Source organism: Vreelandella venusta (genome assembly GCF_015689495.1).
Taxonomy (GTDB): Bacteria; Pseudomonadota; Gammaproteobacteria; order Pseudomonadales; family Halomonadaceae; genus Vreelandella; species Vreelandella venusta.
In genome coordinates this window covers 836,371-849,570 of record NZ_CP065135.1, presented here as the reverse complement: position 1 = coordinate 849,570, position 13,200 = coordinate 836,371, and the positions used below count along the sequence as shown (strand labels likewise).

The following is a 13,200-nucleotide window of genomic DNA, read 5'->3' as shown; positions in this document are numbered from 1 at the left end:
AGAAGCCGCTCATTAAATTGATAGTGAGCGGCAGCACTTACTAAAACTAGATGACTTCGTCGCATCGCGGCCACACAGACCACCACTATTCGGTTTAGTGGTGGATCAGCTTATCCATTAGGCAATGTAATTACCCCTTTCAAGTAAGGTGCAACGCAACCTTTGATAATCACGCGCTCGCCTTCTATCTCACAACTCAGCGCACCTTTTCGGGCTCCCCCCTGGCGTGCTGTAAGCTGCCGTTTACCCAGTTTTTTCGCCCAGAAAGGCGCAAGCGAGGTATGCGCCGAGCCAGTCACGGGGTCTTCCTCCACACCGACTTTGGGGCCGAACCAACGGGAGACAAAGTCTACATCGCTGCCTTTCGCAGTCACGACAATGCCGCGTCCTGGAAGGTGCTTCAATTGCTGCATATCCGGCGTTAGCGATTCAATCAACTGAGCATCGTTAACCACCACCACGATATCGTCAGATATCAGCAGCTCTTCGATCTCATTAATCCCTAACGCCGCCTTTACCTCAGCTTCCATCGCCAAGGGTTCGACTACCTTGGCAGGAAAATCCATCGCCAGTTCGTCGCCGTCACGCTGCACTAAAAGCTGCCCACTGCGGGTCTCGAACGCCAGTGTTTCAGCGCTATCGCCCAGCACATTAAAGATCACCCACGCCGCCGCCAGCGTAGCATGACCACATAAATCCACTTCCACTGAAGGGGTAAACCAGCGCAAGTGATAGCCAGACTCGGTCGGCACAAAGAAGGCGGTTTCAGAGAGGTTGTTCTCCGTGGCTATTGCCTGCAACAACGTATCGTCCAACCACGCTTCCAACGGACAAACCGCCGCAGGGTTACCTTCAAACGGTTTAGAGGCAAACGCATCTACCTGGTAAAGATCAATATTCATTACAGCCAGCCTTTTCTAACGTCATGGGTCATTATGTTTTGGATAGCACGAGGCTTTTGGCAAGTGCGTACCGTTTGGCTCAGTCTGTCTCGACGGCGGAGCGCCCTTTAATGATAGAACGGGCAAGCATCAGATACGCCACCGAGCCACAGGCGGCCATGGCCAGGATGACCGCTTCAAGCGTATGCGGCAACATGGCAGACAATGCGCTCAGCAACCCAGCGACACCAAACTGCGCAGCCCCCAGAAGCGCTGCTGCCGTTCCGCCACTGGTCGGAAAGTACTCCAAAAAGCAGGCCTGAATATTTGGCGAAATCGCCCCCACCGCACCGATGGTCAGCATCATGGCAGGCAAGAAGGCGTACAGCGGCCACTCCATAAAGGCGGCCATCACCAACAACAGTATGCCAACGCCCTGGCAGCCCGTTGCCAGCTGCAGGATACGCAGTGACGATAGCCTGGAAAGCAACGCTCGATTGAGAATATTGAAGATAAGCATCGCGACGATATTCGCCGCAAACAGCATCGAAAAGCTTGAAGGCGACTGGCCGAAATGCCCTTGATAGATAAATGACGCATAGGTGATGAACATCATTAGAGTCGAAAACGAGGCAGCCTGCCAAACGATGAACGGCAGAGCTGGCTTTGTCGACAGTACCAGCTTGTAGCGCGCCAGCAGGCTCATTTTAGGGCTTTTCGCCCGCGACACTTTACCCGTACCGGTAAAAAGCACCCGCACCAGCAACGGCACCAGCAGCACCGCGTATACCGCCAAGGCGAAAAAGATAAAGTGCCAGGAACCCAGCGCCAGAATCGCGCTGCCTACACTCGGCGCAATGCCAGGCGCCAACACCATGATAAAGCCCATCATCGAGAACAACTTCGCGGCGTCGCGGCCAGCCACCCGGTCGCGTACCAACGCCGGCACAGATACCAGAGTAAAGCCAGCGCCAAGGGCCTGAACGGCTCGCCCGCCGAGTAGCGTGTTCAAGGAATCCGCCATACCAATGACAATGCTTGAAAGCGCAAAAATCGCCAGGCCGCTCATCAACACCCGCTGCCGCCCGAAGCGGTCTGAAAGCGCACCGCCGATTAACTGACCAAACGCCATTGCGAAGACATACACTGAAACGCTCAGCGATACCGCCTGCTGAGAAACTCCCAGCGATTCGCCAATAACCGGAAAAGCCGGCAGGTACGTATCCATGGAAAACGGGCCCAGCATCATGGTCAATGCCAAGCTCAGCACCACAATGAACGGCGTTTTAGATTGGGTCATAGAAGCTCACGGTAGAGAGGCGTAATGATGGACAACATCAACAATATGATACCGACAGTTGCTATCAAGGCAATCGAATAGGTTGATAGCTTGCTAATAAAATTTTCGTGCAAGGTTCTGAGAACAGTCCTTGAGAGCAGAGCCATTAGAGTAAGTGGACAGCGCCCAACCAACAACGGGTATGATTGTGTAGCGCATTTCACACCAACAAGGAGAGCCGAATGCCCGCCTACATCGTACTAACCCGTGAGCACACTCACGATGCCAAGGAAATGGAGCAGTACGCTTCCAAGGCCAAAGCCGCCCGCGAAGGCCACGACCCACAACCGCTCGCCTTTTACGGTGACTTTGAGGTGTTAGAAGGAAGCGCCATGGAAGGTGCGGTGATTCTACGCTTCCCCGATATGGCCGCCGCCCGCGCCTGGTACGAAAGCCCCGCCTATCAGGACGCCCGCAAACACCGTTTCCAAGGTGCCGACTATCGCGTTTTTCTGGTGGATGGAATAGAAGAGGCTTAATGGGCAAAGCCCCTGCGGTCGTCGGCGAGGGGGACAGCTATCGCAACAAGATGAAATGTTCGATCAACCGGGTCATCAGCGTTTTCTGATCCGGTAGGCTTTCTGCCACCAATAGGGCCAGGGCCACTAGGGTATTGTCATTAATCAGTTGCTCTACTGGCTTTGCCAGCAACGCGGCGTTGCGGCGCAGGTACCACAAGAATAGAAACGAGCCGCAGCGTTTGTTGCCATCGGCCAGAGGGTGATTCTTGATCACAAAATAAAGCAGGTGCGCGGCGCGGGTGGCGACGTTAGGGTAAAAAATCTCATCCCCAAAGCCTTGCTCAATGGTGGCCAGAGCGGACGTCAGACCGTCCCCCCGTAACTGACCGAATAGCTCGGTGGCCTCCCCCTTGCCAATCAGGGTCTGTTGATAGCCTGAAGTGCCTCTTCCAATCCTAAAGACTGCATACCCGGCTGTTTGATGCCCACTTCCGCCAACTGCTGCTCATCGTAGCCCTGTAGCAAACTCCAGGAGCGGGCGTAATCGCTAATCACACGGGCAACCGCTTCACCTTCGGTTGATACCAAGCCTTGATTGGTCAGGGTTCGGCTGAGCAAACTCACCGCCTGCTCAAACTCTATGCCACGCTCGGTTAGACGGCGTTGGTTGAGGGTGTAACCTTGAACCAAATGGTCTTTAAGAACCTGAGTGGCCCATCTACGAAACTGGGTGGCACGCTTGGAACTGACCCGATAACCAACAGAAATAATGGCATCAAGGTTGTAGTGTTTAGTCCGGTATCGCTGCCCATGCTCAGCCACATGTTCCAAAATGGAACATGTGCTGTCTTCACTCAGCTCTCCACTCTTATAAATATTACTTAAATGTTTGGTGATTTCAGGGCGCTTGGTGTTAAACAGTTCAGCCATCTGCGCCTGACTTAGCCAAACGGTCTCTTGCTCCAGCGTTACCTCAAGGTGTGATTGCCCATCTTCACCGGTGAATATCTGTATTTGCTGATCATTCATGAGTGCTGCCTCCCAGGTTTACATCAAACGCTTTATGTCTTTAAAACAAGCCCCTCCCAAGCAAGCAGCACTCAATACGGCAGTAGTCACCTTTCCATACTAAAAGAGAGATTCAAGCGCGCCCGCAATCAGAGATTAAGTAAACCCTACCACAAAAACTGTTCATTTATACAGTAAAATATCGCCATGATTTTGCCAAGAAAAATTAGACGCTTCAACGCACAAAAACCATCACCACCAGCACCATGGTCAGCAGTAGCAGGTATACCCTGGCATGAATGCGATCAGGAATGCGCCCGATCCAGGTCGACGCCAGTCGAATACCGAGCCATGAGCCCACGGCGAGTGCCAGCAAGGCGCGCAGATCCACATAACCGGCATACCATTCCCCCAGCGCTGGGTGACTTGACGACAGCAACACATACGTCGCGGTGCCACTCACCGCCATGGGCAGCGATAGCGGATTGGCCATCGCGGTGGCTGCCGTCATACTTGCGCCTCTCCGGCGCATGAGCGGTACGCTCATCACACTGCCACCCACGCCCAGCAAGGCGGCCACCGAACCAATCAATATCCCCGCCATCGCCGTTACCCCACGCCCCATAGGGCGCACCTCGCTCTCCGCCTGGTGCAGAAAACCGGGCCGCAGAACGGCATCCATAATCGTAAGCCCCAAATAGCCGATAAACGCCCAGCGCACCCACTCGCCACTTAACGACACGGCCGCCGCCGCGCCCAGCACAGCCCCAATGGCGATATAGCCCACTAGCGGACGCACCAGATGCCACTGCACGGTCTGCCGTTGATGGTGGCGCCATGTGGACAGCGAAGCAGCAAAGACCATCAACGCCGTCGAGGTAGCCACCGCGATATGCATAGCCGCCTGACCGATGCCACTATCCGGCCCATGGACGGCAATCAGCAGGGTATACAGCAAAGGCACCACCACAAACCCGCCGCCGAAACCAAACAACACCGTGGTCACTCCCGCCACCCCACCACAAACAAGCAATACGCTATACACCGGCACTCTCCTGATGAAACGAAGCAGCAGGCACTATATGCTGGCGAGGATTGGCCGACATTCGTCATTCGGACAACCATCAATGCATTTCAGCCAGGTTAACGTTAATGCTCAATACGTCCCTTTCAGATGTGGATCATGTAGCACGGCCCGTCGTGGCCATCGGCACTGACTACCGCCCCGGCACCCTCCTCGATTTTCATACCCATCGGCGTGCCCAGTTTCTCTATGGCATGAGCGGCGTGATGGAAGTCAATACGGATGACGGCACCTGGATGGTGCCGCCTTATAGCGGAGTCTGGCTGCCTGCGGGTAAGCGCCATCAGGTGCGCATGAATGGAGTGAGCACCCGAAGCCTGTATATCGAGCCCCACGTCGCGCCACGCGCTTCGCCCAACTGCGAAGTGCTAGTCGTGACGCCTCTCCTACACCACCTACTGCTGGCGTCTGCCCATATCCCCGCGCACTATGACGAAAACGGCCGCGACGGTACCCTTGCTCAACTACTCCTATACGAACTGGAACAAGCTCAGGCCTTGCCGCTATTTGCGCCCCTGCCCCGCGATCTTCCACTCGCCAACCTGTGCACAGCGTTTCTCGGCCAGCCAAACATTCACACGCTGCCTGATGAATGGGCTCAGCAGCTGCACTGCAGTCAGCGCACTTTCAATCGCCTATTCCGCCAGCAGACCGGGCTCTCCTTTGGCGTATGGCGCCAACAGGCCTGCCTAATGGCGGCTATTCCCAGGCTGCTGTCCGGCAGTTCCGTTACCCAAACCGCGCTGGAGCTCGGCTACGACAGCCCAGCCGCGTTCTCCAGCATGTTTCGCAAGGTGCTCGGCCAATCTCCCAGCGCTTTCGTCCAGGCGGCGTTAAAAGAGGACGGCGACTTAAAATGATATCTTCGGATCATAAATTGAGCCGAATAGGCTTTTTATTCGGCTCAAGGATGAAATAGCCCTGCGCTGCTTATTCCTGTTAAGCTGTTAATGTCGTTAAGCCAGTCATGAAGCACCGATTTATGGATTCAAAAAAGACAGATCGCTAAGCCGCAACAACTTTTTTTCGTTGTTGCGGCCGCCTGCTTAAACCACTTCCTTGCATGTAGGCCGCCGCCAAATCATCTTATTTGCGCGGAGACTTTATCGTGCCTATTAAACATCCCCGGCTGTGGACTTACAGCCTTCCGGTAGCGCTGGTTTTACTGGCTCCTTTTAATATTTTAGCGTCGCTCGGCATGGATATTTACCTACCGATTGTGCCCGCTATGCCAGCGATTCTCGGCACAACACCCGAGATAGTTCAGCTAACGCTTACTCTGTACATGATTATGCTTGGTGTCGGTCAGATTATTTTCGGGCCGCTTTCAGACCGCTTGGGTCGGCGCCCGATTCTGATTAGCGGGGTCTTCGTATTCGCGGTAACTTCATTGGCACTCGCGATGACTACGTCAGCTTGGCTTTTCGTGTTACTACGATTAGTACAGGCTGCTGGGGCAGCCGCGATGCTGGTGGCCGTTTTCGCAACGGTGCGCGACGTTTATGCGGATACCCCCGAGAGTGCGGTCATCTACAGCTTAATGAACGCGATGTTGGCGTTCGTTCCCGCGTTTGGGCCGATTGCAGGAGCCTTAATTGCGCGTTATTTCGGCTGGGAAGGCATATTTCTTGCCCTTTGTTTCTCTGCACTCATAGCGCTCCCCTTCGTATTACCAAAATGGCATGAGACACGACAAAGCAGAGAACACTCCAGCAGAGCCGATTTTAGCGTAGTGCTTAGAAGCCCTTACTTCTGGGTTTATACGCTAGCTTTTGGCACGGCGATGGGCTCGTTTTTTGTGTTTTTCTCTACTGCGCCTCGGGTACTCATCGAAGGAGCTGGCTTATCCGAAATGGGTTTTAGCGTTGCCTTTGCCACGGTAGCTGTCGTGATGATTGCCACAACGCGCTTCGCCAAGCGCTTCGTGGCACACTGGGGAATCTCTGGCTGCGTGACTCGTGGCATGCTAATGCTGCTTTTTAGTGCAGGCTTGCTTGGGATGGGCGAGATCTTCCTGGCACCCAGCATCGGGTCTTTCGTGTTACCCATGTGGCTGGTTGCGATCGGTATCGTGTTCACAACATCGGTGACAGCCAACGGTGCGCTTCATGAATTCAGCGAGATGGCAGGCACTGCCGTTGCCCTGCACTTCTGCATTCAGAGCCTTATCGTCGGTGTGATAGGCACAGGGGCAGTGATAGCACTTGATGGAAGCAGCGCTTGGCCACTTATCGCCTATACCGGCGGCATGGCAGCGATGACACTCGCTATGCTTATAGGACTAGCGCGATATAAACAGCAGAGGTAGGTTGACTCAATCAGCCCTAACGCCAATGCAGGTTTGCGGTAATTCTCGCTGAAGCACTGCTTATCTTTTCAGGCCATTCGTTCCAAAATGAATGGCCTGAGTCGTTAGCTCGCCCACCATCACCGTCACTAGCTTCCTCACTTCGAGTGTCACTTCGAGCGTGCCGATTATGATGGCGGGCATTTAGATACCTGATACTTACTTCGCGGCGTGTGCTTTTTTAGTCGGCATAAGGTGCAGCACACCCACCACCAGCGAGCCCACCAACAAGCCAATCACCGCAGAACACAGCGTATTGAAACTCCAGCCCAGCAAGCCACCCAAGGCACCGGTTGCCTCGGCAATACCATGCTCGACATGATGTACCCACGCATAGGGTGCGTTGAACCAACCCGTGCCATCGACCCCCAAATTGGCCATCAGAATATGCCCACCTACCCAGAGCATGGCGACGGTACCCACCACCGAGATGGTTGCTAGCACCTTGGGCATCGCAGTCACCAGACTACGGCCCAGGGCCTGAATTGCCGAATTACTCCGCTGAGCAAGTTTCAGGCCGATATCATCCATCTTGACCAACAGCGCCACCACGCCATACACCAGCAGCGTGATAACAAACGCCACCACCACCAAGCTCGCCATCTGTGACCAGAACCCCTGATGGGAGACAGTAGCAAGCGCGATTACCATGATTTCAGCAGACAGAATCAGGTCGGTGCGAACGGCACCACTGACGATCTTTTTCTCGGCTTCCGGCCCCTTCTCTACCGCAGGTTTTTCGTCGTCATGCTGACCGGATAGCTTATGCCAGACCTTCTCCGCGCCCTCAAAGGCCAAATAGGTGCCACCCACCATCAGGATGATCGGCAAGAGCGCGGGCAAAAAGTAATTCAGCAACAACGCCACCGGCAGGATAAAAATCAGCTTATTGCGGATCGACCCCAGCGCGATCTGCTTCACAATCGCCAGTTCCCGCTCCGCGGTTACCCCCTGCAAATATTGCGGCGTCACCGCCGTATCATCGACCACCACCCCGGCCGCCTTCGCCGTCGCACGCCCCGCAGCAGCACTCACATCGTCCAGTGATGCTGCGGTCAACTTCGCCAATGCGGCAATGTCATCCAGCAACCCTATCAAGCCGCCTATAGCCATGGATACTTCCTCCGTGAATAACAGGTGCAGATAGTAAAGCACATAGCGGATGGGTAAGCCCTCGTTGGTGCTGGTGAAGACAACTCCCCGTGTCCCAAACTTCTTACCCGGCACATGCTGCCCCCAACTCTCATACCCACAACATACAAAAGGCCACTCGGTATTCCGAGCGGCCTGAAAGAGGCTCGCCAAGTGTCCCCTAAGCGGGCGCGATCACTTCCACTCGATTGCCGATGGATTGTGGCCTGCCATGTTCGTCGCCAATAACGGCGGGGTAAGCAGCACGATCAGCATCGCGATCAACGCAAAGCCTAGGCCTACAAGCAATGGCGAGATCAGAGAAAACCCAAAGTCCAACCCTAATGCAGCGATAAAGCTACCAAACATAATCCCCAGGGTAATCACAGAAGAGTGGACGGTATGGGTAAACGTCCTCTGGCCTTGAGGAAGCTGCATAATACGAGCGACCAGCGCTGGATTTAAACTGACACCACACAGACCAATGACTAAAGTCGCCGCACCCGCAATATAAGAATTGTGGCCAAACAGATAAAACACTGTAAGAGCACCTCCAACCAAAAACAGGCCAGAAATGAGCACCGTTTTTGCGTGGTGAACGGCAAGCTTGGCGACGATTTGATTCCCGACCAGCATAGCAACACCATATGCCAGCAGCAGTAATGTGATCGCATGCTGTGACAATGAAGCATGCTCAGACAACATGGGCACTATGTAGCTAAAAGGGGCGTATGCGGCACTGATTACAAAAAAGCTGGTCGCGTACAGCCAAACTAATTTGGCATTTTTCAGTGCGAGAATTTCACTCCTAACCGCCAGCGATGCCTCGGGTTGAATGTTGGGTAACCTTAGCGCGGTTAACAGAGCACAAAACAATGCGAGCAATGCCAACAGGTAGAAGCTCATCGACCAGGTAAACGCTTCTGACATTACTTTTGCCACTGGCAAGCCAATGATGGTTCCCAACATAATGCCGGACAAAACCAGGGCGACAGCATCCAGTTGACGAGATTTGTCGACCAACTGCTGGCACATACTGATCGCAACACCAAAGAACGCACCGGCAACAGCGCCGGTGATCAAGCGCGATAACATCAACAACCAATATTGGTGCGTGAGCGCTCCTAAGATTTCACCTAGTACAAACACGCAGTACAGGCGAATCACAAACGTTTTGGGCGGCAATCTATTGAAGATTAAAGTAAGCACGGGGCCGCCAATCGCCATGGCCGCCGCAAAGCCAGAGACCAAGTAGCCCACTTTTGCCACGGAAATACCCAAGTCACGGGTTAATTGTTGGGTCATGCCAAGAACTTGCAGCTCACAACAGACCATTAAAAAGATACCAACGCTCAGTAAATAAGTGCTGCTGGGAAGTCGAGCTTTCATAGTTATCACTCATGGAATAAAACGATTGTCCCAGTATCACTTATGAACTAAGGTGAGATAAATAAACGAAAATTAGAACATTAATAACTCAAGTTATGGATCTGGATTTAAACGCCGCACGTTGTTTTGTCAAAGTGGTCGAGCTGGGTAGTTTTACTCAAGCTGCACATATTTTGGGTTTGACTCAGCCGGGCATTTCTAAAGCGATCACTCGATTGGAGTCTCAGGTAGGCGCTAAGCTCATTCATCGCAGCACTCGGAAAATCCGGGTAACGGAGGATGGGCAGCTGTTTATGACGCGAATTCAGCCACTTGTTTATGGATTTGAAGAAGCGCATAGCGAGCTCAAGCACAATCAGGCGACCCCTGCTGGTTGCTTAAAAGTGAGCGCGCCTTCGGCATTAGGACAGTCGCTGATGATGCCCATAATAAGAAGCCTCACGGAACAATATCCCGCGCTAGAGATTGAACTGTCGCTTACCGATCAGAAAGTGCAGGTTTTTGATGAAGGATACGATGCCACGCTGCGATTTGGCGCCATCGACGATGATCGTTTAGTCGCTTTTGCGTTACAAGATGCCGATTGGGTGACCATTGCCTCGCCCACATACTTCGCCAAACAAGGTGTCCCCTCGCATCCGGATGAACTTTGTCAGTTTAACTGCTTGCATGTAAAACCTCGTGGTCAGACAAACGCCTTTCCATGGCGCTTTCGCATTGACGGAAAAAGTACTGAGTATCAACATTTGACTGGCAACGTGTGCTTTGACCATGGCGATCCATTGGTTGACGCCGCCCTTCAAGGCTTAGGCATAGTACAAGTACTGCGCTGCGTGGTGAGCACTCAATTGGCACGAGGTGAACTCAAAGAAGTCTTAGCAGACTTCCGCCCGCAAGCGTATCCGTTTCATTTGCTGTATCCGCCATCACGCCAGCGCTCGGCGAAGCTCACAGTGTTACGCGATGCCCTGGACCTGCACTGGGGGCGAAAACCGCTTAACCCCCAACAGGTTTAATACCAATGTTCCAATCTGCTGTGTTCTAAGGCATGAACTGAGCGTTCTCCTTAGACCAAACCGAACCGGCCGTCATCAGACGGCCTCTTGAAACCATCAAGTGTTTGGCGCGAGGCCGATCAGCGAATCTCGCAGGTCGTTTCCTTGCCGTAGACATCGCTGACGCGCGGTGCCCCGTCGCCCATTACCAGCCCTCCGGCGCTACGCAGATAGTAAGTACCGGGGGTATCAGCAGCGAATTGCGCCCCGATGTAAACGCTGTCGCCTTCTTCGACTCGGATACCGGAAAACTCGGTTGCGAAGGTATCCACAGTTAGGGCCCGCTGGCCGCAGACCAGTTCGAGAGTTTGTGACGGCGGCTCAAGCATCAGTTCAGCTACCAGCTCAGCCTCGCGCTGTAAATACTCGCTCTTGACGCAAGCCCTGAGGTCGGGCTCCTTCCAGCATTCGTCCCGGCCCGAGATCCAACCGCGCTGCATGGCACGCAGGGTATCGGTGGTTTCATCGGCTCCCACGTCCAAGCTCTGCGCCGCAGTGACAGCCGCGGCGAACCGGTCGGCCAGACGCCGATCCAGCGCGGCCAGCTCGGTGTCTTCGCAGATCAGTTTTTCCGCAGAACTTTCGGCCTGCGCGCAATCGAAGGAGGGCCCCTCTTGCGCCAGTCCTATAGCGGGCACCAGCGCCAAACAGGTGAGGATCGAGAGGGATCGCATATTCATCGGTTTTCCTTTTCTTGATGGGGTTCAGTCCGCCTGCAACCCGGCATAGACAACCATACCGAACGTCGTCCAGTCGTTTAGAATATGGGTGCCGGCCGAGGCCCAGATATTACGGGTGATAAGGTAAGGCAACAGCAGGACGATTCGGATCGGAATGAGCGCAACGGCCTGCTCCATATTCCCCTGATACGTCGGCAAGTGAACCAGCCCGAAGATGATCGACGCAACCAGCACAGCGAGACATAGAGCGGATTTACGCGGCATGGCTCGATGCAGCAGCGCGAGGCTACCGAGAAAAATCAGAACGGTAAAGATTTCTTCGCCCAGCAGCTGAACAGCACTCCAGCCAAAGAACAGGACCTTGTCTAGCCCAGATGCCGTCGTCAACATGCCCCCCGCCGGATTCGCCGCGGTGTGGAACACACTGTTGATCAGGGTGCCGACAATGATCGTCACGATTACGTTCAGCAAGAAGAACAGTACGATGAGTCCGATGTCTCTAAGACTAAGTGGCCGGAACAGGGCAAACGGCGCCTTGGCGCCGCCGACTGCGGCGACCGCAACCAAAGGAATGAGGACGAACAACAGCGGAGGGATAAAACCGCCGAAGCCGCTGTGGAACAATGGCTGGGCGACAATAAGCACGACGAAAGAGACCGCGACGGCTGCAAGCACGATACCCCAGCCTGTCAGGCTGAAGCCGTTGGGAAACCTCCGATAGTAAGGCAAATCCAAGTCTTGCCTCTCGAAGAACAACATAGTGTTGGCCGCAAGATCGTTCACACTCATGGGCGTAAACCTTTTCACCTATTCACCGCATTTCAAGATGATAGGCTACCTTTCAAAAACTAACCTAAACATATGTCGTCGATATTACTGAGTGGCCATCACAGTTTTAGCCTGATCGACGCTGGATCATATTTACCACTCTTAAATGTCTGGCGATGGTAGGCTGGAAAGATAGATGCTGAAGTCGATTTTTGGAAGGCACCACTCACAACCCTTTATCGGCTTCCGGTCCCTTCTCTACCGCTGGTTACTCGTCGTCATGCTGACCGGATAGCTTATGCCAGACCTTCTCCGCGCCTTCAAAGGCCAGCTAAGTGCCGCCCACCATCAGGATGATCGGCAATAGCGCGGGCAAAAAGTAATTCAGCAGCAGCGGCACTCACATCGTCAGCGATGCTGCGGACAACTTCGCCAATGCAGCAATGTCATCCAGTAATCCTATCAAGCCGCCTATAGCGATGGATGCTTCCTCCGTGAATAACAGGTCATACAGCGGGTGAGTTGCCTTCAAAGTGCTTTGAGGCAAAGGCATTCACTTGCTATAGGTCGATTTTCATTGCAAGCGATATGGCCTCACTGACAAAGTCCACTACTTTACTGCGTGCCTTCACAAGCTTGCCCAAGTAACACCGTATAGCGCGTACTGCGCCCACCGCCGGGAAGCTTGGAAAGGCAGCCTTTTTCCAGCAGCTCGGCCAAATCCCGCGTTGCGGTGGCCTTACTCACTTTGGCCAACGATTGGTACTTACAAACATTGATGCCCTGCTCAAACTCCTCCCCCACTGTATCTAACAAGCGGTTCAGCACCTTGATTTGCCGTTCGTTCAGCACGGTAGTGGCATGGCGCTGCTAGAAGGTGGCTTTCGGTCGATTCTTAGTAGCACCTGTCCAAGCGCCTCTTTCAGCGTACCCAGAAACCACAACAACCAAGGCGTAATATCGAGACTGCCTTTCTGGGCAGTTTCGCAATGATCATAGTAAGTATTTCGTCGCGACATTATGGTCACGCTCATCTATCTCACGATAACAAATGATA

16 protein-coding genes are annotated in these 13,200 nt (G+C 53.8%); 4 read left to right on the top strand and 12 right to left on the bottom strand.

The genetic code is table 11. From position 1 onward, the window contains the following. Positions 1 to 110 precede the first annotated feature (110 nt). Together IR195_RS04055 and IR195_RS04050 are read right to left on the bottom strand one after the other, a co-directional pair. Positions 111 to 902 carry a PhzF family phenazine biosynthesis protein gene (locus IR195_RS04055; protein WP_206048807.1) on the bottom strand — a complete coding sequence of 264 codons (792 nt, stop codon included), beginning with the start codon at positions 900 to 902 and terminating at the stop codon, positions 111 to 113. A 79-nt stretch (positions 903 to 981) separates the two neighbouring features. Beyond that, the gene (locus IR195_RS04050) at positions 982 to 2,181 is read right to left on the bottom strand and encodes a Bcr/CflA family efflux MFS transporter (protein WP_206048806.1); all 1,200 of its coding nucleotides are present in this window, start codon (positions 2,179 to 2,181) and stop codon (positions 982 to 984) included. Positions 2,182 to 2,402: 221 nt separating this feature from the next. Between IR195_RS04050 and IR195_RS04045 the strand changes: the two genes are divergently transcribed. Then, positions 2,403 to 2,699, top strand: coding sequence for a DUF1330 domain-containing protein (locus IR195_RS04045; RefSeq protein ID WP_146944567.1), 297 nt, complete (start codon positions 2,403 to 2,405; stop codon positions 2,697 to 2,699). 37 nt (positions 2,700 to 2,736) lie between these two features. Here IR195_RS04045 and IR195_RS20450 read toward each other — a convergent pair whose 3' ends face one another. The 3 genes from IR195_RS20450 to IR195_RS04030 form a co-directional block, all read right to left on the bottom strand. Next, positions 2,737 to 3,027, bottom strand: coding sequence for a type II toxin-antitoxin system death-on-curing family toxin (locus IR195_RS20450; RefSeq protein ID WP_338073967.1), 291 nt, complete (start codon positions 3,025 to 3,027; stop codon positions 2,737 to 2,739). 71 nt (positions 3,028 to 3,098) lie between these two features. Continuing rightward, positions 3,099 to 3,710 (bottom strand): virulence RhuM family protein, encoded by a 612-nt coding sequence (locus IR195_RS04035; protein WP_206048805.1) that lies wholly within the window; start codon positions 3,708 to 3,710, stop codon positions 3,099 to 3,101. A 214-nt stretch (positions 3,711 to 3,924) separates the two neighbouring features. After that, positions 3,925 to 4,734 (bottom strand): sulfite exporter TauE/SafE family protein, encoded by an 810-nt coding sequence (locus IR195_RS04030; protein WP_206048804.1) that lies wholly within the window; start codon positions 4,732 to 4,734, stop codon positions 3,925 to 3,927. Positions 4,735 to 4,841: 107 nt separating this feature from the next. On the opposite strand from IR195_RS04030, the gene IR195_RS04025 reads away from it, so the two are divergent. After that, positions 4,842 to 5,633: an AraC family transcriptional regulator gene (locus IR195_RS04025; RefSeq protein ID WP_206048803.1), complete on the top strand. Its 792-nt coding sequence runs from the start codon at positions 4,842 to 4,844 to the stop codon at positions 5,631 to 5,633. A 254-nt stretch (positions 5,634 to 5,887) separates the two neighbouring features. Beyond that, positions 5,888 to 7,081 carry a CmlA/FloR family chloramphenicol efflux MFS transporter gene (cml, locus tag IR195_RS04020; protein ID WP_206049745.1) on the top strand — a complete coding sequence of 398 codons (1,194 nt, stop codon included), beginning with the start codon at positions 5,888 to 5,890 and terminating at the stop codon, positions 7,079 to 7,081. A gap of 60 nt (positions 7,082 to 7,141) precedes the next feature. On the opposite strand, the gene IR195_RS20525 is transcribed toward cml, so the two are convergent. From IR195_RS20525 to IR195_RS04010, 3 genes are all read right to left on the bottom strand, one after another. Further along, the gene (locus IR195_RS20525; RefSeq protein ID WP_276313932.1) at positions 7,142 to 7,264 is read right to left on the bottom strand and encodes a hypothetical protein; all 123 of its coding nucleotides are present in this window, start codon (positions 7,262 to 7,264) and stop codon (positions 7,142 to 7,144) included. A 15-nt stretch (positions 7,265 to 7,279) separates the two neighbouring features. Then, on the bottom strand, positions 7,280 to 8,233 hold the full coding sequence (locus IR195_RS04015) for a DUF808 domain-containing protein (RefSeq protein WP_206048802.1): 954 nt from the start codon (positions 8,231 to 8,233) through the stop codon (positions 7,280 to 7,282). A 213-nt stretch (positions 8,234 to 8,446) separates the two neighbouring features. After that, entirely contained in the window at positions 8,447 to 9,640 is a 1,194-nt protein-coding gene (locus tag IR195_RS04010; protein ID WP_206048801.1) for an MFS transporter, read from the bottom strand. Positions 9,641 to 9,735: 95 nt separating this feature from the next. Here IR195_RS04010 and IR195_RS04005 point away from each other — a divergent pair, with 95 nt between their 5' ends. Further along, positions 9,736 to 10,656 (top strand): LysR family transcriptional regulator, encoded by a 921-nt coding sequence (locus IR195_RS04005; RefSeq protein ID WP_206048800.1) that lies wholly within the window; start codon positions 9,736 to 9,738, stop codon positions 10,654 to 10,656. Positions 10,657 to 10,775: 119 nt separating this feature from the next. Here IR195_RS04005 and IR195_RS04000 read toward each other — a convergent pair whose 3' ends face one another. The 4 genes from IR195_RS04000 to IR195_RS20440 all read right to left on the bottom strand — a co-directional run bounded on the left by IR195_RS04000 (position 10,776) and on the right by IR195_RS20440 (position 13,162). Next, positions 10,776 to 11,375 (bottom strand): lysozyme inhibitor LprI family protein, encoded by a 600-nt coding sequence (locus IR195_RS04000; RefSeq protein WP_146944553.1) that lies wholly within the window; start codon positions 11,373 to 11,375, stop codon positions 10,776 to 10,778. 24 nt (positions 11,376 to 11,399) lie between these two features. Next, positions 11,400 to 12,164, bottom strand: coding sequence for a CPBP family intramembrane glutamic endopeptidase (locus IR195_RS03995; protein WP_206048799.1), 765 nt, complete (start codon positions 12,162 to 12,164; stop codon positions 11,400 to 11,402). Between the two features lie 594 nt (positions 12,165 to 12,758). Continuing rightward, on the bottom strand, positions 12,759 to 12,995 hold the full coding sequence (locus IR195_RS20445; RefSeq protein ID WP_241006792.1) for a DeoR family transcriptional regulator: 237 nt from the start codon (positions 12,993 to 12,995) through the stop codon (positions 12,759 to 12,761). Then, positions 12,989 to 13,162 carry a hypothetical protein gene (locus IR195_RS20440; RefSeq protein ID WP_241006791.1) on the bottom strand — a complete coding sequence of 58 codons (174 nt, stop codon included), beginning with the start codon at positions 13,160 to 13,162 and terminating at the stop codon, positions 12,989 to 12,991. Before IR195_RS20440 ends, IR195_RS20445 begins: the two co-directional genes overlap by 7 nt. Between the last annotated feature and the right edge of the window lie 38 nt (positions 13,163 to 13,200).